The organism is Alteromonas gracilis, assembly GCF_036870955.2.
GTDB classification, from domain to species: domain Bacteria; phylum Pseudomonadota; class Gammaproteobacteria; order Enterobacterales; family Alteromonadaceae; genus Alteromonas; species Alteromonas gracilis_A.
Map to the genome: position 1 here is coordinate 4,160,660 of NZ_CP145482.2, position 20,251 is coordinate 4,180,910.

General features: G+C 45.2%; 22 protein-coding genes and 1 pseudogene. 12 read left to right on the forward strand and 11 right to left on the reverse strand.

Annotation, left to right across the window (positions count from 1 at the left end):
- Positions 1 to 15 precede the first annotated feature (15 nt).
- Positions 16 to 2,124, forward strand: coding sequence for a TonB-dependent receptor (locus tag V6N89_RS20000; RefSeq protein WP_346993150.1), 2,109 nt, complete (start codon positions 16 to 18; stop codon positions 2,122 to 2,124).
- A gap of 20 nt (positions 2,125 to 2,144) precedes the next feature.
- Here the strand turns inward: V6N89_RS20000 and V6N89_RS20005 are convergent, their stop codons facing one another.
- The gene (locus V6N89_RS20005) at positions 2,145 to 2,915 is read right to left on the reverse strand and encodes a sulfite exporter TauE/SafE family protein (RefSeq protein ID WP_346993151.1); all 771 of its coding nucleotides are present in this window, start codon (positions 2,913 to 2,915) and stop codon (positions 2,145 to 2,147) included.
- Between the two features lie 160 nt (positions 2,916 to 3,075).
- Between V6N89_RS20005 and V6N89_RS20010 the strand changes: the two genes are divergently transcribed.
- The 7 genes from V6N89_RS20010 (at position 3,076) to V6N89_RS20040 (ending at position 8,423) form a co-directional block, all read left to right on the forward strand.
- Entirely contained in the window at positions 3,076 to 3,522 is a 447-nt protein-coding gene (locus tag V6N89_RS20010; protein ID WP_338519127.1) for a hypothetical protein, read from the forward strand.
- A gap of 119 nt (positions 3,523 to 3,641) precedes the next feature.
- Positions 3,642 to 3,830 (forward strand): hypothetical protein, encoded by a 189-nt coding sequence (locus V6N89_RS20015; RefSeq protein WP_338519128.1) that lies wholly within the window; start codon positions 3,642 to 3,644, stop codon positions 3,828 to 3,830.
- A gap of 251 nt (positions 3,831 to 4,081) precedes the next feature.
- Entirely contained in the window at positions 4,082 to 4,489 is a 408-nt protein-coding gene (locus V6N89_RS20020) for a YybH family protein (RefSeq protein WP_338519129.1), read from the forward strand.
- A gap of 126 nt (positions 4,490 to 4,615) precedes the next feature.
- Complete coding sequence (locus tag V6N89_RS20025) at positions 4,616 to 5,326, forward strand: hydrolase (protein WP_338519130.1); 711 nt, start codon at positions 4,616 to 4,618, stop codon at positions 5,324 to 5,326.
- 69 nt (positions 5,327 to 5,395) lie between these two features.
- Complete coding sequence (locus V6N89_RS20030; RefSeq protein WP_338519131.1) at positions 5,396 to 5,749, forward strand: c-type cytochrome; 354 nt, start codon at positions 5,396 to 5,398, stop codon at positions 5,747 to 5,749.
- A gap of 31 nt (positions 5,750 to 5,780) precedes the next feature.
- Positions 5,781 to 7,559: an amidohydrolase gene (locus V6N89_RS20035; RefSeq protein WP_346993152.1), complete on the forward strand. Its 1,779-nt coding sequence runs from the start codon at positions 5,781 to 5,783 to the stop codon at positions 7,557 to 7,559.
- 12 nt (positions 7,560 to 7,571) lie between these two features.
- Positions 7,572 to 8,423, forward strand: coding sequence for a pirin family protein (locus V6N89_RS20040; RefSeq protein WP_346993153.1), 852 nt, complete (start codon positions 7,572 to 7,574; stop codon positions 8,421 to 8,423).
- Between the two features lie 72 nt (positions 8,424 to 8,495).
- Here the strand turns inward: V6N89_RS20040 and V6N89_RS20045 are convergent, their stop codons facing one another.
- Genes V6N89_RS20045 through V6N89_RS20055 form a run of 3 tightly spaced genes read right to left on the reverse strand, consistent with a single transcriptional unit; the run spans position 8,496 to position 12,399 of the window.
- Positions 8,496 to 8,879 carry a hypothetical protein gene (locus V6N89_RS20045; protein ID WP_346993154.1) on the reverse strand — a complete coding sequence of 128 codons (384 nt, stop codon included), beginning with the start codon at positions 8,877 to 8,879 and terminating at the stop codon, positions 8,496 to 8,498.
- The gene (locus V6N89_RS20050) at positions 8,870 to 9,883 is read right to left on the reverse strand and encodes a 5-methyltetrahydrofolate--homocysteine methyltransferase (protein ID WP_346993155.1); all 1,014 of its coding nucleotides are present in this window, start codon (positions 9,881 to 9,883) and stop codon (positions 8,870 to 8,872) included. Before V6N89_RS20050 ends, V6N89_RS20045 begins: the two co-directional genes overlap by 10 nt.
- 38 nt (positions 9,884 to 9,921) lie before the next feature.
- Positions 9,922 to 12,399, reverse strand: coding sequence for a TonB-dependent receptor (locus V6N89_RS20055; RefSeq protein ID WP_338519136.1), 2,478 nt, complete (start codon positions 12,397 to 12,399; stop codon positions 9,922 to 9,924).
- Positions 12,400 to 12,574: 175 nt separating this feature from the next.
- Here V6N89_RS20055 and V6N89_RS20060 point away from each other — a divergent pair, with 175 nt between their 5' ends.
- The 4 genes from V6N89_RS20060 to V6N89_RS20075 all read left to right on the forward strand — a co-directional run bounded on the left by V6N89_RS20060 (position 12,575) and on the right by V6N89_RS20075 (position 15,389).
- Positions 12,575 to 13,081: a ZrgA family zinc uptake protein gene (locus V6N89_RS20060; RefSeq protein ID WP_346993156.1), complete on the forward strand. Its 507-nt coding sequence runs from the start codon at positions 12,575 to 12,577 to the stop codon at positions 13,079 to 13,081.
- A gap of 49 nt (positions 13,082 to 13,130) precedes the next feature.
- Positions 13,131 to 13,559 carry a MerC domain-containing protein gene (locus V6N89_RS20065; protein WP_338519138.1) on the forward strand — a complete coding sequence of 143 codons (429 nt, stop codon included), beginning with the start codon at positions 13,131 to 13,133 and terminating at the stop codon, positions 13,557 to 13,559.
- A gap of 47 nt (positions 13,560 to 13,606) precedes the next feature.
- On the forward strand, positions 13,607 to 14,533 hold the full coding sequence (gene folE2, locus V6N89_RS20070; RefSeq protein WP_338519139.1) for a GTP cyclohydrolase FolE2: 927 nt from the start codon (positions 13,607 to 13,609) through the stop codon (positions 14,531 to 14,533).
- A gap of 61 nt (positions 14,534 to 14,594) precedes the next feature.
- Complete coding sequence (locus V6N89_RS20075; RefSeq protein ID WP_346993157.1) at positions 14,595 to 15,389, forward strand: HAD family acid phosphatase; 795 nt, start codon at positions 14,595 to 14,597, stop codon at positions 15,387 to 15,389.
- Positions 15,390 to 15,419: 30 nt separating this feature from the next.
- Here the strand turns inward: V6N89_RS20075 and V6N89_RS20080 are convergent, their stop codons facing one another.
- The 7 genes and pseudogenes from V6N89_RS20080 to V6N89_RS20115 all read right to left on the reverse strand — a co-directional run bounded on the left by V6N89_RS20080 (position 15,420) and on the right by V6N89_RS20115 (position 20,222).
- On the reverse strand, positions 15,420 to 16,154 hold the full coding sequence (locus V6N89_RS20080) for a DUF3299 domain-containing protein (RefSeq protein ID WP_338519142.1): 735 nt from the start codon (positions 16,152 to 16,154) through the stop codon (positions 15,420 to 15,422).
- 48 nt (positions 16,155 to 16,202) lie between these two features.
- Positions 16,203 to 16,655, reverse strand: coding sequence for a hypothetical protein (locus V6N89_RS20085; protein ID WP_338519143.1), 453 nt, complete (start codon positions 16,653 to 16,655; stop codon positions 16,203 to 16,205).
- A gap of 7 nt (positions 16,656 to 16,662) precedes the next feature.
- Positions 16,663 to 17,208, reverse strand: coding sequence for a DUF3299 domain-containing protein (locus V6N89_RS20090; RefSeq protein WP_338520176.1), 546 nt, complete (start codon positions 17,206 to 17,208; stop codon positions 16,663 to 16,665).
- 252 nt (positions 17,209 to 17,460) lie between these two features.
- Positions 17,461 to 18,441 carry an AgmX/PglI C-terminal domain-containing protein gene (locus V6N89_RS20095; RefSeq protein WP_338519144.1) on the reverse strand — a complete coding sequence of 327 codons (981 nt, stop codon included), beginning with the start codon at positions 18,439 to 18,441 and terminating at the stop codon, positions 17,461 to 17,463.
- Positions 18,438 to 18,966: pseudogene (locus V6N89_RS20100) on the reverse strand (ExbD/TolR family protein). Before V6N89_RS20100 ends, V6N89_RS20095 begins: the two are co-directional and overlap by 4 nt.
- Complete coding sequence (locus V6N89_RS20110; protein ID WP_338520177.1) at positions 18,963 to 19,550, reverse strand: ExbD/TolR family protein; 588 nt, start codon at positions 19,548 to 19,550, stop codon at positions 18,963 to 18,965. The pseudogene V6N89_RS20100 and the gene V6N89_RS20110 overlap by 4 nt, the downstream one beginning before the upstream one ends.
- Positions 19,551 to 19,556: 6 nt before the next feature.
- Positions 19,557 to 20,222 (reverse strand): MotA/TolQ/ExbB proton channel family protein, encoded by a 666-nt coding sequence (locus V6N89_RS20115; protein WP_338519147.1) that lies wholly within the window; start codon positions 20,220 to 20,222, stop codon positions 19,557 to 19,559.
- Positions 20,223 to 20,251 lie beyond the last annotated feature (29 nt).

Genomic DNA, 20,251 nt, shown 5'->3' on the forward strand with positions numbered 1-20,251 from the left:
CTAATTGGATTTGTTATGAAAAAATCAGTTGTCGCGCTGGCGCTTGCTAGCGCACTTTCTTCGCCTGTGGGGATTGCACAAACCCTACAACACGACAATAAAAACAGTACAGAAGTTATTACCGTTATTGGTTCACCTATTACCTTGAGTACTAGCGAGACTATTGCCCCGTTAACCAACAACCAGGCCGATTTTGGCGATCAACTTGTTACGCTTCCAGGGTTGAGTATTGCCCGCAATGGATCGGTAACAGCGTTAATTCAATATCGCGGTATGTTTGGCCCCCGCGTGGGCGTGACAATAGACGGCGTAAGTATCAACGGCGCGGGGCCCAATGCGATGGACTCGCCGCTGTCCCATGTATTACCGGAGCCTGGCATGACAGCCACCTTGTATCGCGGCATTGCCCCTGTAAGCGCAGGTATAGAAACCATTGGGGGTCAGCTTCATATCCAGTCTGACGCGCACAACCTGTTTAATTACGCCAATTTACCCAATGGCAATGAATTTCAAGGTAGCGTCAGCGCAAGCTTAGTGTCGCCGGGGAGTGGGCAGCAATATCAAGGCAGTGGATTATTTAATACCGACAATGCCTTTGTAAGCGCTGCATTTATCCATCAGCAGCGCGATGAGCGAGAGTCCGGAGATGGTATGTTGATCCCCAATGCTCACTACCAACGCAACGGGGTAAAGCTGCGTGCAGGTTACGAGTGGGGTAAACACCAAGTTGATATTAGCTATCAGAACCTCAACACCAATGAGAGCGGTACTCCAGCGCTGGCAATGGATATCGCCTTTATTGACGCTGCGTGGTATCGGTTTGGCTATCGCTACAACCAGTCAGATGCGTCTTATTTTACGTTAAGTGTATTCGGTAATGACAATCAACACATTATGGATAACTTTTCACAACGACCGCTGATGATGCCAGCGATGGCGCGCCAAAACGATACAGATTCGGTGGCCCAAGGTATAGATGCCACGTATGTTATGCCGTGGCAAGATGGCGAATTAACCCTTGGCACAAACCTACTGCACAATAGAAATAACTCCATCATTACCAACCCTAATAATGCCGCGTTCTTTGTAAACAATTTCATCAATACCGAGCGTGATACCGCAAGTATTTTTGCTCAATGGAATAAAGATACTGCACGTTACCTTACCACCCTTGGTACACGATTTACGCAGATAGATATGGACGCTGATCCTGTCAATTCAAACATGGTGATGATGAACAGTGCTATCGCTACATTAGTCGATAACTTTAACCAGTCATCACGAGATGAAACGTACAACATGCTAGATATTGCGGCGACGTTTCAATACCGCGTGAGTCGCAATACACACATCGTTATCGGTGCGTCTCAGAAAAATCGTGCCCCAACCTATTTTGAGCGTTATACCTGGCTACCATTGGGCATTACTGGTGGTATGGCAGATGGCTTTAATTACATTGGCAATCTTGATTTGGACAATGAAACCGCGCGCCAAATTGAATTGGGCATCGATGTGCACACGAATAAATGGACATTCTCACCGCGCTTTTTCTATCAAGATGTTGAAAACTATATTACTGGTATGCCAAGTACGAATATGGCGGCCAATATGGTATCGACCATGATGACAGGCATGGCACCTTTTCAATGGACTAACACGGATGCCGTTATTAAAGGGATAGATGTTGAACTGCACGGGCAGCTTACCGAAAGCGTGAGCGTGAATGCCATTGCAAGCGTTCAGCATGGTAACCGAGACGATATTGACGACGCGCTATTTCGCATTGCACCTGAACAGCTCATTACCACAGTGTCTTGGCAAACGTCGCTTGGCAACGCGCCATTATCTATGCAGCTAATATCAGAGCTCTCAGGTCGCCAAAGCCATGTATCTGCGCTGCAAAACGAACAAATTACGGCGGGTTTTGGTCTTATTCACATTAATGCGTCATGGCAAATTCTGCCAGAGCTCGTTGTAACTACACGAATCAACAATGCCTTTGATAAGTTTTATGCACCGCATACTGCAGGCATAAACCGAATTATGGGAAGCGAACTCCCTCAGGGCGAGAGAGTGCCGGGTGCGGGTCGAGAATGGCAGCTATCGATGCGTTATCAATTTTAACCGTCTTTGTGGCCTGTCTGTTACAGCAAGCTCGTTATTGCTTGAAAAATAAGACGGCAGGCCAATAACGTAACCACAACTTTAAACGCCAATATAAATTTGTCAGCGGGCACGCGCTTGAGTACTTTAAGCCCAATAAACGTACCCATCGCGCCGCTGGCAATCATGGCGATAATAATGCCGCCCCACTGCACAAACGAAAAACCCACAAACGTGAACACAAAGGCCTTTAACCCGTGTTGAAATGTCATGCAGCTGGCGAAAGTGCCCGTGATCTGCATTTTGCTATAGTTATTTCTATGCACAAATGCCGCCACAAGAGGGCCTGTCGCACCGACAAACATAGAAACAAGTGTTGTTATAAGGCTAGCTAACGCTCTACCTGCAGCAGACATTTCTTGTGCCTTAGGCTTGCTACCCCACACCAAAAACAAAATAAAGCCAGCAATCGCAAACTGAATAAACACCAGAGGCAATTGCACAACAATAAATGACGCCATCACAGCACCTATCAATGCGCCAATAGAGAAAAACTTCAGCATTTGCCAGTCAATAAACTTTAAAGTCATTAACGCTCTGTTTCCGTTAGAACCAAGCTGTACTAGTCCGTGCACCGGAATAAGTGCGCTGACAGGCATGGTCCCGGCCATAACGGCAAGTAGCAACACGCCGCCACCAATGCCTAGCGTCGCAGTCATCAGCGAAGTAAAAAAAGAAGTGAGAATAAGCAAGCAGCTTGATAAAGGGGTAAGTGCCCCTTCGGCGGTTATTAACGTAACCAGATAATTCATTTAACACCCTTTAAACAATTGTTACAGGCAAATGCGATTTACATTATAAAAACTAATGCTAAATTACAATTTTACTCAATTGTGCAATCCCAATTTATGATTAAAATGCGCACAACTTTTGATTATTATTTGTTTAACACTACTTGTTTTAGGAATTGTCATGCTTAAATTTGTTGCGCCACTACTTACTCTTGCTTTTATCGCTTCTACTGCTAACGCTCTAGAGTTCGAACTAAGCGATAACTCTCAATTTACAAAGGCTTGCGTAGCGGCTGTAGAATCTAACAGCTCGCTAGAAGACGTACTTCGCGACAACAACATCCGTACACTAAGTAAAGACGAAGTACTTTGTAACGACACGCCTATTGCAGAATTCGCTCGCACATACAAAAAGCAAGAATCTAGCAATACAAATATTAATGCAATTTTCGAAAATACAAATGCATCTAGCGAAAGCAAACTTTGCATTGCGGCTGCAACGTCTAACGAAGAATTTAACAAAACTAAGCGTCGTTTTCTTGCAAAAGTAAACCCTAAGCAAGTGGTATGTAACGGCATGGCTTTAGCTAAATTTGCAAAGCAATACAACAAGTCGTTCAACGGCTAATCAAGTAATAAACAATCAATATTAAAGGACGCCATCGAGCGTCCTTTTTTTGTCTTTATAAGTGATCATATCGCGGCTTAAGTGCGTTTAAAAATTGTACACTTTTGCGGTGACTTATTATGACCCCATCCACCAAGTTAGACAGCAACTTAAATAATGCGCTAAACACGCTTATTGACAAGCAAAGTACCAAGATTGCAAAAAGCATTGCGCACCAAGTCTTTTATAACCGTGGCTTTACCGACAAAGACATCACTTTGTGTGTTAAACAGCGAACGCTAGAAAGGCTTTTTGTTCTCGAGGCCTGAAACGAATAAAGTAGCGCTGAATGCCTTGACTTCGTGGTGTCAACGTTGAATACTCAAAGTATTGTATTATTCACTAGCTAACGTGATGCGCTTCAATTTGTTAAACGCCATATCAACGCTGAACATTATTATTCTCGCTATTATTCACCAATGGCGGGAAAGCTAGTGCGTAACTAAAAATTCCACAAAACCCGCCAACAAGGCGGGTTTTTTAATGGCTCGTTTTGGCGGATAACAAAGAGACGACAGCCATGAATACATCGATAAGTCAGGTATTGCAAACGCTCCATCACGCCGTCAATCAAGGTGACTATGATGCATTATCTAACTGCTACTCAAGCAGTGCTAAAGTAGTCACCACTCCTATGAGCGGTGCGGCAACAAACTCAACAAGTCAACACAACTGTGTAGTCGCACTACAACAATTTCAGCAGAAGTTTATGCCAGAGCATTTAGTAACTACAGGCGATGAAATTGTTATTGAAGCAGGTGACGTGGCACTGGTTATTGCCAAGCTATATTTGGTACCAAAAGCCACACCCAATGCATTACCTTGTGAGGGAAAAAAAGCGCTATATGTCATGCAAAAACAGTGCAGCGGCGAGTGGCGCTGCATTATAGATAACTTTTTTGGTACTGATTTGCTTGATTTCGCCTAACTCTATAATTCTATTTTATAGAATGTAATGTGTATTTTTTACGCATTTTAAATTAATTAAAACGAACATAATATTTATCTCGAGGTTTACGAAGTACCCAACACTTTTTACCAAGAGGAAAATACAATGTTCAATTTTAAAAAATCTGTGGCAACACTTGTGACTGGCTTAACCCTTATTGCTCCTTCTGTTCAAGCGGGGGAGCCAGCTAAGAGCTTACTTACGCCCGACAACCACACTGTTATTTTGATTGATCATCAGCCACAAATGGCTTTTGCAACTCGCTCTCATTCAATTGAAGACGTACGTAACAATGTGACTGGTCTGGCAAAATCAGCAAAGGCGTTCAACGTACCTACGATTTTGACGACGGTAGCTGAAAAGTCATTTAGCGGCCCATTGTTTCCAGAGCTAAAAGCCGTATTCCCAGAGCAACGTCCTATTGATCGTACCACGATGAATACATGGGAAGACAAACGTGTTACAGACAAAGTAAAACAATTTAAGAAAAATAAAATTGTTATTGCAGCACTTTGGACCGAAGTATGTGGCGTAGGCCCAGTACTATCGGCAATTGAAGAAGGTTACGACGTGTACTTTGTTACAGATGCATCAGGTGGTGTATCAAAAGAAGCCCATGACATGGCGGTTCAACGCATGATTCAAGCAGGCGCACAACCTATCACATGGTTGCAGTATTTACTTGAACTACAGCGTGACTGGGCTCGCACTGATACCTACGTTGACGTAACAAACATCGCCAAAGAGCATGCTGGCGGATACGGCTTAGGTCTTATCTACGCAGCAGAAATGTTCAACGCGAAAGAAGGTCAGTAGGCCTTATCAAACAGGTGGGCGGCTTTCGCTCACCTGATACGTACAATTAACTCATCCAAGGGGCTCGCCATGAAAACCTTATCGACTTTATCTTTAGCCACGCTGTTTGTACTTTCACCATTTTTATTTTCAAACGCTTACGCCAACTCAACCGCCACTGCTTACGATAAAGGCTACGCGCTTGCTCAATACTGTATGGGCTGTCATGGTGAAACGGGTATTTCACCAATAGAAAGCAACCCGAATTTAGCAGGTCAAAACAAAAAATATTTAGTTTATGCCTTAAAGGCCTATAGAGACGGCACGCGTAAAGGTGGAATGGCCAGCATTATGCGCCCAAATGTATCTGGGTTAAGTGATGACGACATCGACGCATTGGCCACCTACTTTTCATCCCAAAGTGGCAAAACTGCTACGCCCTAGCAACAGCCCCGATACTTAAGGACCCTTTAATATGAATACTTTTACTAATCGTTTTGCGGGTATAGCAAGTATCGCCAGCGTTGCCTTGGCATTGATAAGTACAGGCATAATGGCAGCGCCCGAACTCGTCGTAATTAATGCGAATATTACCGCAGCAGACGGAGAACAATACCGTGCACTTAGCGTTGAGAATGGCGTATTTAGCGAGTTCTCAAACCGTGCAGACGCACTATTATCGCAGGCAGATAACAACACTACTGTTATTGATGCTAAAGGAAAGCGCCTCATAGCAGGAATAAACGACTCTCACCTTCACGTAACACGAGGTGGGCGTTTTTACAATCTAGAAACCCGCTGGGAAGGCGTCACATCACTTAAGGCAGGACTAGCGATGCTAAAAGCGCAGGCTGAACGCACGCCTAAAGGCCAGTGGGTTCGCGTAGTCGGCGGTTTTAGCCCGTACCAATTTGAAGAAAAACGTTTGCCAACACCACAGGAGCTAACGGCGATTGCACCAGATACGCCCATATTCGTGCTACACCTATATTCCGGTGGCGTACTAAATCAAAAGGCATTGGAAGTACTTAACATTAACAAAGATACCAAAGCGCCTGAAGGCAGTGTGATAGAGCGTGATGCAGCAGGTAACCCTACCTATGTTTTACTTGCTCAGCCCAACCCGATGATTCTTTACAAGACCATTGCCGCACTACCTCAAATGACAACTGGCCAGCAGCTTAATTCAAGCCGCCAGTTTTATCGTAAGCTGTTAAGCCTTGGCGTAACCAGTGTGATTGATGCGGGAGGGGGTGGCCACACCTTTCCGGATGATTACATTGCCAGCGAGACATTAGCGAAACAAGGTGAATTGCCTCTTCGGGTATCTAACTATCTGTTTCCGCAGGTTCCAGCTAAAGAAATGCTTAACTTTATGCAGTGGATGCATGCGTTTGAAGCTGATGAAAACCATCATTCACACCTCGAAAATGGCTATGTGATAGAGGGAGGCGGGGAACTTTTGACTTATAGAGCATCAGATTACGAAAACTTTCGTGCACCAAGACCCGAACTTCCTGATGATGCAGAACATGCCCTTGAAGAAGTCATTCGCCTGCACCTGCTAGAGGGCTGGCCGTTTCGTTTGCACGCGACTTACGATGAGTCGATTACTCGTATTTTGAATGTACTTGAACATATTCATAACACGCAGCGCGTTGATGGCGTGCGCTGGATTATTGATCATGCCGAAACCGTGTCTGACGCAAACTTAGCGCGGATTAAAAAGCTGGGGGGCGCTATAGCGGTTCAAGGTCGCATGGCCTTTGCTGGTGAAGATTTTGTTTCGCGCTATGGCAAAGCTCAAGCCGCTCGTACGCCTCCCGTTCAAGCGATAATAGACGCCGGAATTATCGTAGGGCTTGGCACTGACGGTACAAGGGTATCTAGCTTTAACCCTTGGGCGACCTACTATTGGGCGGTTACCGGAAAAACCATAGGGGGTTTTGCATTAGGCAGTACACCTTTAGAAAGGCAAACCGCGCTTCAACTTTTTACATCGGGTAGTGCCGCACTTTCAGGAGAAGAAGCGCTTAAAGGGCAACTCAAGCCAGGCTTTTATGCTGACTTTGCTATTCTTAATCACGACATTTTACGTGTAGATGAAGACGCACTATTAAATACGCAATCGCAGTTAACGGTAGTAGGCGGCAAAATTGTATTTGCTGATAGGCAAGACTACCCTGAACATTACATTGCTCCTTTGAGAGCCGAACCAAGCTGGTCTCCAGTTAACTTCGACACACAACGTTAAGCGAGAAATAATATGGCAAAACAACTTTCATCTCACAAGAAAGATTTGGGTGGCTTTTCGGTAAGCCGAATAATCCCGCACGTTGAGGCAAGAAGTATAGGCCCATTTGTATTTGTTGATCACATGGGTCCAGCGCACTTTCCCGCTGGTTCTGGCATCAACGTTAGGCCTCACCCACACATTGGACTTGCTACCATTAGTTATCTGATGGAAGGCAGTATGCTGCACCGTGACAGCTTGGGTACTATTCAAGAAATTCAGCCGGGCGATGTAAACTGGATGACGGCGGGCAAAGGCATTGTGCACTCTGAACGTGAAACCATTGAAACCCGTGGAAGCGACCACGTATTAAACGGGCTTCAGTGCTGGATAGCACTCCCCGAAGAAAAGGCGGATATGGAGCCCAGCTTTATTCACATTAATAAAGCGCAGCTACCCTATATTCACAGAGAAAAGGTGCTTATGCGTTTGATAGCTGGTGAGGCTTATGGCTATACCTCGCCAGTAAAAACCTATTCGTCTATGTTCTATTTGGACGTTATCACCGAGGCAGGTGCTGCTATTGAGCGCCCTTGTGGCGACTCACAAACAGCCTGTTATGTCATTTCGGGGCGCGTCAAAATAGGCGAAAGCACATTTGAAGCGGGTTCATTTGTACTGCTTGATGATGAAAGTGAGATTGTAACGATAGAGAACAGTCGCTACTTTTTGTTAGGCGGCCAAAAGTTAGCAAAACAACCCATTTTAAAATGGAATTTCTTGGCCTATTCAAAAGAAAAGATTGCAGAGGCTGAGCAGCGCTGGGCAAATGGACAGTTTCCAACGATACCAGGGGACGACCGCGAGTTTATACCTTTACCATAAGATGCAAGCGCCATAGGATGCAACCACTAGCGCAATGTTAAAAGAGCAGGCTATGCCTGCTCTTTTATTAGGTTAGTCGTGATCGTGTGCCTCAGCAATACCTAACCACACTGCACCACTTGGAACGAAGTCTAATGATAGCAGTGGCGTTGCCGATTCATCTTCAAGGTCAACAGCCCAAATGGCCTGCGCAACCGGGTCAACCACAAACAACATATCCTCTACTTGAGATGCTGTCATGCTGAATGATTGGTCGTCGGTTAGGCTTTCAGCATTTGCACTTGCCACATCAATTTTGTGAGCAAACTCCCAGTGGGTATCACCCTCTTCTTCGTGTGCTTCAAGCAACGTCACATAGCCTTTATCATCAAGGATAGCGAAATACTCACCTTCGTGAGTAAAACCATACGACACCGCATGTGCGTCAGCTTCCGGCATCCAATCAATCACTTCCATCGAGCTGGTGACCGCGAAACATTGGCAAGAATGGCACTGCCGCCGCCGTGTTGTGATGCAACACCAATAAACGCGTCAGCGTGCTCGTGTCCGTATAGGTTTCCAATACGAAGACCGTTTAGACTATCAATATTTTCGACAAACGTGCTGGTAAATACTTCATCGTTCTCGTTTAAAACAAGTACGCCATTGCTGCACCCAAACGCGACAGCAAGTTCGTTTTGTGCCGCGCCATGCAAGTCAGCACATTCCCCATCAAAGCGTTGTTCTTCCTCATATTCACCATCGTGGTAGTGAAAAACGGCAACACTGTCTGGCAAAATTGGGTTAGACGATGTGCTTACAGCGTCATCGCGACGTACCGAACTTATCAACATGTCACCACGCGGCTCAGCAACGCCATGCATATTCACTGTGAAATCAAGCGAAGGAACGTCGTCAGTTTCACTAGCAATTTGCATATCTGTAACCACTTTCACACCTGCTGGCATGCTGGTTTCGGCGTCACCGTCATAAAATACGGCTAGCTGTCCATCATGTGCAACAACGTGAGTTGGCTTGCTGCCTTCAAGCGTAAAGTCAGACATCTCAGGCGCTTCTTCGTAGTCATGTAGATGGTCTACGTGATCTTCTCGCCACAGTCCACCGTCTAGGAATTCAGTAAGTCCATTGCTGCGTGAGTTAATCACAGCAAAACGATACCCTGCTGACGCACTTAAGCTACTGCCCTCAAAAGTTGAGGTGAACGTATCAAGTACACTGTTATCGTCTAAATCAACGACAGTCAGCGTGTTAGAAGCTGCATCAGCAACCACTAAACGACCTTCGCTTTCAATTTCAAAATCATCATGGTCGTGGTCGCCATCATCATGGTCATGGTCGTCGTGATCATGATCATCAGGTACTTCAATGGGAGGAAGTTCTACAATATTGGTTTCTGCATCGCCGCAACCTGCCAAAATAAGTGCGCTTGCGATAGCCGTAAGCATCAAACTGTTTTTCATGTGTTATGTCCTTTTAGAATTCTGTTTTTTAATCTTTTTTAGAAAAACCCGCGTACACCTAGCGCAAAGTTTCTTCCCGGGCGCGGTGCAATATTTTTCAAGAAAGAGGTATGAACTCGGGCTTCTTCATCAGTCAAATTTTCACCGCTCAGGTATACGGATAAATCGATGTCACCAAGAGGAATATTGTAGGTGATAGAGGCATCAACTAGCGTGTAACCATCTGTTGCCGTCTCAAAAGAAGAAATATTGTCTTGCTTGGCAAAATGCGTGATGTCTAGGTCAGCACGCAAACGGTCCAATGAATATTGAAGGTGTGTACCTACACGCATTGGTGATGTACGCGGTAGATCTCCGCCATCTTTTAAGCGCGCTTTTACATAGTCGGCGAACATGTCCACTTTAAGTGCATCCGTTGCTTGCCACGCAACTTGCAATTCGAAACCATGAAGAATGGCGTCAGCTGAGCGGAACAGATACACAGGCAGTTCATCGCTGTGATCATGCTCATCTCCATGTTCATCTTCATGAGCGTGTTCATCATCGTGAGCGTGCTCTTCCTCGTGGGCGTGTTCGTCGCCATGGTCATGGTCATGGCCGCTTTCAGCAAAAAGCCCTGTACCTTCTTGATAGTAGTAGTTGTCTACTTGGTTGTAGAAAATATTGAACACAAATCCAACGTCGCCCTGTGTTTTTCTAAACGTTAAATCAACGTTATTAGCCGTTTCTAGGTCAATTGGCGTTTGCGCAAGAATAAATTCATCGTCACTGGTTAAATCGAATAGTGCACCAACTTCATAAGTTCGCGTTCCGATGTGAGGACCAAAAGAGAGTAATTCAGAAGCAGAAGGAGCACGCTGTGAGCGAGACAATGAAATACCAACATTGTATTCGTCGTTAATCGTATAAACCGCCCCCGCTGAGAGAGAGACAGGTGTAAACTCTTGTGCCACATCGAACTGACGAATAAATTCGCTAGAACCATGATCGTGTTCATCGTCATGGTCATGTTCGTCGCCGTGATCGTGATCATCATCGTGGTCATGCTCGTCGCCGTGGTCGTGATCATGTTCATCGTCATGCTCGTGTGCATCTATATCAGGTAATAGCACACTCGCGGCATCCAGCGTAACGCGTTCAACACGCCCACCCAGCTGAACGAGCCAGTTGCCAAAATGGCGTTCTTCCATTAGTGCCAGAGCAAACATTTCCATTTCTGAAGGCGGTGTAAAGGCTTCTTCACCCTCGGCAAAAACATCGCTGCCTTTATAGTGCACGCTTAAACCACCACGCCAGCCCGCTAATGGTCTATGCAGAAATTCAACACGCACTTCTTCAGTTTCGTTGCTAAACTGAGTACCTGCGAAACTTCCCTCAATTTCTACGTGGTCGTAGTCGGTATAGCCCGCTCTAAAATGAATGCTTTGAAGCAAGCTATCTTGGAAGTTGTATTCACCCAATAGTTGATAACGAGTTTGCTCCAAGTCGGCAAAGACAGATTCTACGCCACCATGACTATGGCCTGGAATTCCATACTCACGATTGAACTGCTCAACAGCTACGCCAACGTACCCTTGGTCAAATAGATAACTTGTCCCTAAAGTGAACCCATGCGATTCCTCTGCACTGTTTTCCACCACATTCGGGCCATCTGGATCGTCGATATCTGGCGCAGATGGCGTTTCATAATCATCAGAATCACGATAGAAACCATCTGCATAAAATGCCACATTGTCCATACCAGTTGTAACGTTGAATGTAGCTAGACTCTGGTCATTAACAGTCTGGGTCTCAAGTAGAAACTCACCACGGGTATCATTAGATGTAGGTACACGTTTATCAACAACATTAACTACACCACCTATAGCACCACTACCAAAAAATAGTGTTGCAGGGCCTCTAAGCACTTCTATTTGTTGTGCTGTCGATGCTTCGCCTGCAACAGCATGGTCGGGACCAACGCGAGATACATCACTCACATCTAAGCCATTTTGCGTAATTAGCACGCGAGGACCACTTAACCCACGAATAATCGGAGTACTGGCAACATTACCATGAAAATTGGTTTGTACGCCTGGTAATTTCTCTAACGTATCGCCCAATGTTGCAGCTTGTTGGCGCCTAAGGTTGTCGCCTGAAAGCACGCTAACTGGCGTCGCAGATTCCATAACAGACAAGTGCATCGGTGTGACATAAATATCGATAACTTCGATAGCACTTCTCGCTAAAACGTAGACTCCGCTTTCTGATTGATTAGCCGCAACAGTAGCGTCCTTATGAAGATGCGCAAAGCCGGGAGAGAAAATATGGAGGTCGTAGTTTCCTTCTTTAATGTCCGAAAAAACAAACTGACCTTTTTCATTTGTCTTAGCCGTACGTTTTAACGACTCAATTTCAACAACCGCGCCTGAAATAGGCTGACCTGACGCATTCGTCACAGAGCCTGAAAGCGTTTGAGCCAAGATTGACGTAGGCATCAACAGCGAGAGTCCTAATGCCACCCGAGTGAGTTTCATTCTTTTTAACCCCTGATTTTTAATTTTAAAATGTGATAATGTAACAATATTGCGCCAATGATATGTTATAGTGTATCAATTTATCAAGGGATAATAATGATTGTCATTCCACACCCCCTAAAAAATGGGCTACTCAAAGTAGTAAGCGGTCTCTCGTTATTCGCAGCCGTTTCCGTTGCCGCTGCTCCTCATACGCATGGAGAGGGTACGCTTCAGGTATTGCAAGCTGAGCAGCGATTGGCAGTTAGTTTTACAACTTCCTGCCGCGGATGTGCTGGGGTTTGAACATAAACCGGAGACGAACGCTGAACGACGCCAATTTGAAAAGGCCGAAAGCACGCTTTCACATTTCAAAGATGTTTTCAGCATCGATGCAAGTTGTTCTGTTGTTGACACCACAATGGAATCGCCATGGCAAGAAGCCTTAGAACTTGAAAAGAATCATCATGACGCAGATGAGCATGATGAACACGAAGAACATGGAGAGGAAGATAAGCACGCAACGCACTCAGATTTCCGTGTTGCTTACTTGCTTACGTGTGAGTCACCTATTTCCAAGGTTGAAATAACTGGTTTTGAATTGTGGCCAAGTGTATCCATGCTAAGAGCAACCTGGATAACACAAATCAATCAACAGGCTTTTATCATCAAGGCCTCTGAACCGTCATTTGAGATTAAATAACCCCTTGCCTACAGGACTATTTATGACTTCAATTACACAAAGAAATGCAATGACAAAGACACAAGCATTTTCAGATAAGTTCGCGATGATCTTGTCTTCCCTATGCGTTGTGCACTGCCTGCTAACACCTTTACTTCTCATCGCTATTCCTTCTCTAGCGGGCGTAGCAATGCTGACCGATGAAACCTTTCATCATCTCTTGCTATATTTTGTTGTCCCCGTCGGCTTTGTGGCCTTGCTTATAGGCTTTACGCATCATCGTACGTTATGGGTAGTCTGTTTTGGCTTAACAGGGTTATTGGTATTGAGCGCTCCCTTAGTACTTGAAATGCTAGGGCTGGGCCATGAGGTTCTCGGTGAAAACGGCGAAACTGTGGTTACTGTGATAGGTTCGTTGTTTGTTGTCGCTGCACATATTGCCAACCTTCGTCTAAGCAAGAGAATCACCCCACAAGAGGCCTCATTTACCTCAGTCTAGCCCTATGACTGTATTTTTAATCTATTCTTTGTAGTAAGGACATTGTCTTGTCGAATCACGCTTTTTCACCTTCCTTGCCCGATATCGCTCGCGAGTCTTCAAACACCATTAGACCTCGTATTGACGAAGTCGGTATGCAAGGTATTGCGCTTCCATTGACCATTCTCGATAGCAAAGGCACCGTTATTGCCAGTACAGCAAAGGCGAATGTAACGGTGAGTCTTGACGACCTTCATGCTAAGGGTATTCATATGTCGCGATTGTACAATTTACTGCAAGAACACCTTAGTAATAAGATACTTGGCAACATACAACTGAGTGAGTTAATGGATACATTGGTATCTTCTCAGGCAGGACTAAGTATTTCTGCGACACTCTCTTTGCAATTTACACTTACCGTATCAAGACCAGCTCTTATCAGTAAAACTGCGGGCTATCAGCATTATGATGCAGCACTTACATTAAAGAACGACGAGGGAAAAATTCGAACACAGCTACGCATTAGTATTCCCTATTCAAGTACTTGTCCTTGCTCGGCATCGCTATCGAGGCAAGCGCTGGCAGAAGCATTCCAGGCGCAGTTTGAAAATAAACCACTTGAAACAAGCATGATCAGCGAATGGCTTGCGTCTAAACAGGCGAGCATTGCCACAGCGCATGCGCAGCGCTCTTTTGCACATATTACGCTAAACTTGATAGAGAGCAGGGTACCAGACTTTGTTGACATTATTGACCTAGCTGAAAATACGTTAGCGACACCGCTACAAACAGCGGTAAAACGGGAAGATGAACAGGAATTCGCTAGACGAAATGCGCAAAACTTAATGTTTGTAGAAGATGCGGTAAGACGACTACATGATGCGCTGTCTACGTATTTTCACGCCACCTATTTTCATGTAAAAGTAGAGCATCAAGAAAGTCTACACGCGCATGATGCTGTTGCGGAGATAAGCGGTGCGATTAATTCACGCTAGTGCGCTTAATACAGCAGTCATATAGCAGTGACAACTCATCAATTCAGTTAAGGAAACTACATTGACGTTAACATCTTCACATTCAAATTTAGTGCGCGCTGTGGTGGCAGCTGGCGTTGCAGCGACAATGGCAGCATGTACAAGCACAACTTCGACTTCACTGCAGGGCCCTAAAGAAAGCCCTTCTCTTTCCACCGCTGTGGTTTATCAAACAGAAAGTAAAGAGTACCCATTGTTAAGTCGATTTGTATACGCACAAGCTATTGACACACTCCCAGTCCAATTTAATGCCACAGACGTAGTGGTTATGGATGTAGATGAAACGGTACTCGACAACAGTCAGTATCAGCGTGAACGAGAGTCACAAGGTTTGGGTTATTCGCCGTCAAGTTGGGAAGCGTGGGTAAAGCGCAAAGAAGCCACGCTTGTGCCTGGTGTGGCTGAGTTTTTAAAAGAAGTCATTGCACGAGATGGCAAAGTCGCACTCATCACCAATAGAGACAAACGTCTAGACCGCTACACATGGGAAAACCTATTGGCGCAGTCGCTACCGTTAACGCCTCAAAATACCTGTGTAATGGGAAGAGTTCAGCGAGATAAGGACGCAGTTGGGCAAACCGATATTGTGAACGACAAAGACTTACGTAGACAGCAACTTACCAATGGTGAGGCAGTTTGCAGCATCGAGGATGCTAACCGTGGGTGGCAGAAACAACATGCGATCATCATGCAAATAGGGGACAACATTGAAGACTTTGCTGGTGTTACCCAAGAGTCTGCGGACGTTACTACACTGTCAACTGAGACAGGGACATCACTGTTCATCTTACCCAACCCAATGTACGGTTCTTGGTAGGCGTTCGAAAGACGTTTTAGTCAACGCGCTCTAGCGCACAGGCTTGGTAAAGGTGCTTTCTTTATGGAATGCACCTTCTTGTGCACTACCGACATATTCTGCAATTTCAATTACATCCATTATGTAAGCGGATGTACCTTGAACATCTTCATACATACCAACATGCAATACTCCTGAAAACGAATAGGCTTTTTGAATATCAATATTTCCTATACCTACTGAATCGTGGCTAAGCCCAGCTTCGCCATCACTATCAGGTTTTAGCGATATGTACACAATTTGGTTAGGGGGCGGGGGAGGATAATGAATACATGCTCCAAAATAAGGAACCACAAAGAACGCGGTTATTCTGCGCTGTGCATTCGCTTCTACAGGAACAATAAAGCCGTTGAGTGTTACTGGTTTTTGATCGAGTGCGGCAACGGTATTGGTTGAAACAAGCGCGCGTTGGTAGTCATCATCGAACGTGCGCTGAATAGAATTGAAAATTTGTTCGTGAAGTGGCGTAGATGTATCGTCGTTTTGTCCCTGGGCTGTGTTCCCTAAAAGGCCTCTTTCAGTCTCAGGCAACAATGCATCCCAATTGACATCTGGGTATGCTTTTCTATCAACGGTATCAGCTGCCTTGCTGTAGAGCACATTGTCATTACTGGTAAAAAGCGCAGACAAACTTGGAAACTTACCCCATAAATTTTCTGATAACTTGCCCGTTAGCCCTAACCCTACCGCTACTCCCAGCGCAAGAAAAAAGACGATAGATATCATCCAAAGCGCACTACGAGACGTGTTCATGCTCACTGGAGTGAATAATGCCTAGCTAACAACAACTTTTATTTTGCGTGTATAAGTAACAGGGACATTACTTTTTAACGCGTATACCTTCAATACCACTTCATGTGTGCCAGGTTCTAACGCTACAAAACTAATATCTTGCTTGCCCATCGCCTTATTAATTTTAAAGCGTTCATCAGAAAGCAGTGAAAGACCACTACTTGTTGTTACATCCACATTCACTTTTTCGTAGTTAGGTGGCACAGTAAAACGAAGCGGAACTGCCGCTTGCTCGTTTTTTGCCATCTCGCGTTTACGGTCTATTCTAAGGCCGATAATTGCCTCGCGCTTTGGCGTCATGTGCTGCTGCATCAAGGGATGTTGAAAACCAAACCCCATACCTTCCATCCCCGCATGTAGCTCACATGCGCTGCTGCTAAAAGCAAATAGTGTAAAAGCAACCGCTAGTGCTTTTCTCAGTGTTGATAAAAACATATTTTTATCACTCCTCATATAACATAACGTTATCTAACAATAACGAATATGCTGACGTGCCCAATGCACTTTCATGATTTTCTATTTTAATGGTACCTTCAAACCAGAAGGGATCATATAAATTCTCTACTTCAACACCTTCCTCAAATTCAACAAACAGAATTTGATTGGGTGGTGGTGGAGGCATATGTAAACACGCACCAAAATACGGAACTACAAAAAATGTCGTGGCTAACTGTTCAGCATTTTGCTCAAGCGGCACGATAAAACCGGGAATGCGAATAGCCTTGCCGTCGAACGCATCAATAACGCGTGTAGATACCAATGCCGATTGGTAACGTTGTGCTTGTTCGTCTTCTAACATCTGAGACGCAAAACTATCGAGAGAATCTTCCGCTGAACCATCTGCAATATCATTGAGAAATTCCGGCCTGTTCATCAATGCGCTTAAATCATCTTCCGGCATCAAAGCAACCCAATCGATTTCTTCGTACGATGATGTTGCCGACTCTTCTGCCACAGAAAACGTCGTACATGTCACATTGACCAGCATAATTGATAGCGCTAGCCAGCTCACCTGTTTCATTTTAGCCAACGTGTTAATCGCTGTTTTCATCACTAAATTTTAACTGTAAAACTTCATTACCTTATAACATATCACAGAGATTGCAGCCGAATTAGGCTTTTGTCGATACTTGCATACATTTAATCCCACTTTGAATAAAGAGAGTACGCAGCTAAGAACAAAAAACCTCACCACAAGAGGTAAGGTTTTTTATGAAAGAGGAGTCAGGGTAACGCTCAATTAATAGGGCAAGAAGTTAAACGCATACTCCAGCTTGGTTTGTTTAACATTGGCAGCACCGAAGTTAATCATTCTGATACGAGACAGTAACTTTTTCTCAAGCGCTTCGTTATCAAGCTCACTGCTTACTAGCGTGACTTCAGACAAACTTCCATCAGGCTCAATAGTAAGGGCAACCGTTACTTTTCCTTCAAGCGCTGGGTCTTGGCGTAAAGCACGACGATAAAGGGAGTAAACGGCCCCCTTATTGGCGTCCAACGTTTTGCGAATCAGCTCAACATCACGATCGCCTACTACCTGCGACTCTTGTTCAATGCGTTTCGTTGCTAGCGACGCAGCCCCCTCTTCTGGCGCGATGAACTCGGTGGTTTTACGCCCAGCAAGCTCACCACGGGAACCAATGTTCTGGCTGATTTCGGCATTTTGTAAACCACCACTTGTAGACGTCGCCACCTGCTGTCCGACCCGCTTGCGCCTTGTTTGCTCTTTTTTGCCAGCACCCTCTATAGTCTCAGTGTTCGCCATGTTGTTGAGACTTATATCATTGCGCATACTGGCGATGTCATCAGCAAAGGCAAGTAACCCCGTTTGCTTTGCATTTTCACGAGCTTGCTCCACTTTCTCCTCTTGCGTCACTTTCGGTGCTTGAGGTGCAGGTTTGGGCTTAACCTGCTCTACCTTTGGTTTTAGCTCTGGTTTAGGTTCAGGCGGCGTTTCAACAATAGGCGGCTTTTCTTTTACAACGGGCTCTGGCTTAATTTCCGGAGGAGGTTCAGGCGTAACGGGTTTAAGAATACGTGCTAGCTGAGGTGGCAACGCTGCTTTTTCTTCACGGGTTTGCTCTGGTAGCTGAACCCACCGAACAACAAGTGTAAGAATCAGTGTTAGGCCAAGACAAATATAGGTAATACGCGAAAACGTTTTATTTTCACCGTCGCTCGCAGCCCACGGCAACTGGGTTTGATAATAATGGCCACTCATACTTCGCCCTCACCCTCAAGGTGTTGCTCAACAGCCAGCGACACATCGGTATAACCCGCTTCTGCGCAGGTATACATAATTTTTTTCAACAAGGCATAGGGTACGGCTCTATCACCCATAATGGTAATGGCCTTGGCTGCCAACTCGCCCTCTACGGAGTCTGTAGCCCCCGCCAATTCTCCTTGCTTTTTATTGTGATAGGCAAGCTCTTGTTCCAAACCATCAATAATATCCCGACTACCTTCAAGGACAGTTTCGACATTAGCTACCTTTTGACCTTGTAAGACAATGTCATTGCTATTAACGAGTATAAGGAGCGTTTCTCGCGCTTGGTGTTTGAGATGTTGCCTCGGGCAAAGTAACAGATTTGTGATTATCCAGAACTTGTACATCAGATGCGTTTAGCATCAAGAAAAATACAAGGATCGTAAAAATATCCATCAGCGACACCAAACTCAACTTCGTTTGTTTTGAATGTCGCTTGTGATTTCTCGCCATACGTTTTGCGCGAACCGACTGTTTCATGGTCTCTCCTTGAGTGTCTCATCACTCTGATTTTGTTGAGCTTGAGACCAATCTATTTGCGCCATATGAGCAGGGACATCAGCAAACGAAACGTCGGGAAAAAGTGCAGCATCTACCTCTGAAGCTGCAACAACATCTTTGTATGAGCGGGTTCGCTCAAGCAGCGTTATCAATGTTTGATAGTCAACAGAGTCAGATACCATCAAGACAATGTCGTCCTTAGTAACACCTTTTGCTAACAAAGTTTGCTTAAGCTGTTTAAGAGTTTGCTGCAGTCCATCCCAGTCTTGCACAACATCGCCAGTCTCAATATTTTCAAGAGCAGGCAGTTGAGTAACCAGATAGCCCGTTGGAAAGTAAACTGCACTGCCCTGAGGGGTTACCACCAGCTCAAGCACCTGTTGCTCTATGCTTTCGCCTTCGGCCAGTGCGCCTAGCCCAGGCAACTTCAGTTCAACCACGGTAATGCGTGAAAATACCATCATCATTAGCAGAACCGGTACAAGCACAATCATGAGGTTTAAAAACGACGTGATATCAAGCTCTGCGTCCGCCTTAGGCAAGCGCTTACGTCTATTAAGCATCACACATTACTCATCAGATTGACGACTTAACGGCGTCACTGATTTCTTTGCCATAAGGGCATTGAGGCATTTCACGCCCGCCATTTCCATGCTATCGACAATTTCGGTCGTTTTAGTCTGCAGTATCGAGTGGAGACCTAATAACGGGATTGCCGCAATCAAACCAAACGCGGTTGTATTCATTGCCACCGATATACTTTGAGACAGTAAACTTGCTTTTTCTGAGGGGTCAGCATTGGCTACAGCAGAAAACGCAGCAATTAGACCAATAATGGTTCCAAGCAGACCGAGTAGCGTAGATATATTTGCCAACGTCCCCAAATAAGGCGTTCGCTTTTCAAGACGAGGGATAGTTTCCATCAAGCCCTCTTCCATTGCGTATTCAATGTCTTCACGACGTGGGCTAACTTGCAGCCTCGCAATACCTGCACCTATGACGCGGCTAATTGGCGCATTGCCTTGTTCTCCAAGACGACGTACTTGGTCGTACTTTTGTTGACTTAGCAGAGGCTCAAGCTCTGCAAACGCATGTCTATTAGTCCGTTTTGCTGATGACAGAAAAAAGTATCGCTCAATTGCGATGGCTATTCCCATCGCCAGTACAATTGCGATGGGGAACATAAAAGGGCCACCTTCTTGAAAGAAACGTACAATGATGTCGAAGACCTGCATGATTTTTCCTCTTAAACAATGGACAGCGA

What these genes read in the sequence shown, in the direction of transcription:
- V6N89_RS20000 (WP_346993150.1), top strand. Translation starts at nt 16, where the DNA reads ATGAAAAAATCAGTTGTCGCGCTGGCGCTTGCTAGCGCACTTTCTTCG.
- V6N89_RS20005 (WP_346993151.1), bottom strand. Translation starts at nt 2,915, where the DNA reads ATGAATTATCTGGTTACGTTAATAACCGCCGAAGGGGCACTTACCCCT.
- V6N89_RS20010 (WP_338519127.1), top strand. Translation starts at nt 3,076, where the DNA reads ATGCTTAAATTTGTTGCGCCACTACTTACTCTTGCTTTTATCGCTTCT.
- V6N89_RS20015 (WP_338519128.1), top strand. Translation starts at nt 3,642, where the DNA reads ATGACCCCATCCACCAAGTTAGACAGCAACTTAAATAATGCGCTAAAC.
- V6N89_RS20020 (WP_338519129.1), top strand. Translation starts at nt 4,082, where the DNA reads ATGAATACATCGATAAGTCAGGTATTGCAAACGCTCCATCACGCCGTC.
- V6N89_RS20025 (WP_338519130.1), top strand. Translation starts at nt 4,616, where the DNA reads ATGTTCAATTTTAAAAAATCTGTGGCAACACTTGTGACTGGCTTAACC.
- V6N89_RS20030 (WP_338519131.1), top strand. Translation starts at nt 5,396, where the DNA reads ATGAAAACCTTATCGACTTTATCTTTAGCCACGCTGTTTGTACTTTCA.
- V6N89_RS20035 (WP_346993152.1), top strand. Translation starts at nt 5,781, where the DNA reads ATGAATACTTTTACTAATCGTTTTGCGGGTATAGCAAGTATCGCCAGC.
- V6N89_RS20040 (WP_346993153.1), top strand. Translation starts at nt 7,572, where the DNA reads ATGGCAAAACAACTTTCATCTCACAAGAAAGATTTGGGTGGCTTTTCG.
- V6N89_RS20045 (WP_346993154.1), bottom strand. Translation starts at nt 8,879, where the DNA reads ATGGAAGTGATTGATTGGATGCCGGAAGCTGACGCACATGCGGTGTCG.
- V6N89_RS20050 (WP_346993155.1), bottom strand. Translation starts at nt 9,883, where the DNA reads ATGAAAAACAGTTTGATGCTTACGGCTATCGCAAGCGCACTTATTTTG.
- V6N89_RS20055 (WP_338519136.1), bottom strand. Translation starts at nt 12,399, where the DNA reads ATGAAACTCACTCGGGTGGCATTAGGACTCTCGCTGTTGATGCCTACG.
- V6N89_RS20065 (WP_338519138.1), top strand. Translation starts at nt 13,131, where the DNA reads ATGACAAAGACACAAGCATTTTCAGATAAGTTCGCGATGATCTTGTCT.
- V6N89_RS20080 (WP_338519142.1), bottom strand. Translation starts at nt 16,154, where the DNA reads ATGATATCTATCGTCTTTTTTCTTGCGCTGGGAGTAGCGGTAGGGTTA.
- V6N89_RS20085 (WP_338519143.1), bottom strand. Translation starts at nt 16,655, where the DNA reads ATGTTTTTATCAACACTGAGAAAAGCACTAGCGGTTGCTTTTACACTA.
- V6N89_RS20090 (WP_338520176.1), bottom strand. Translation starts at nt 17,208, where the DNA reads ATGCTGGTCAATGTGACATGTACGACGTTTTCTGTGGCAGAAGAGTCG.
- V6N89_RS20095 (WP_338519144.1), bottom strand. Translation starts at nt 18,441, where the DNA reads ATGAGTGGCCATTATTATCAAACCCAGTTGCCGTGGGCTGCGAGCGAC.
- V6N89_RS20110 (WP_338520177.1), bottom strand. Translation starts at nt 19,550, where the DNA reads ATGCTTAATAGACGTAAGCGCTTGCCTAAGGCGGACGCAGAGCTTGAT.
- V6N89_RS20115 (WP_338519147.1), bottom strand. Translation starts at nt 20,222, where the DNA reads ATGCAGGTCTTCGACATCATTGTACGTTTCTTTCAAGAAGGTGGCCCT.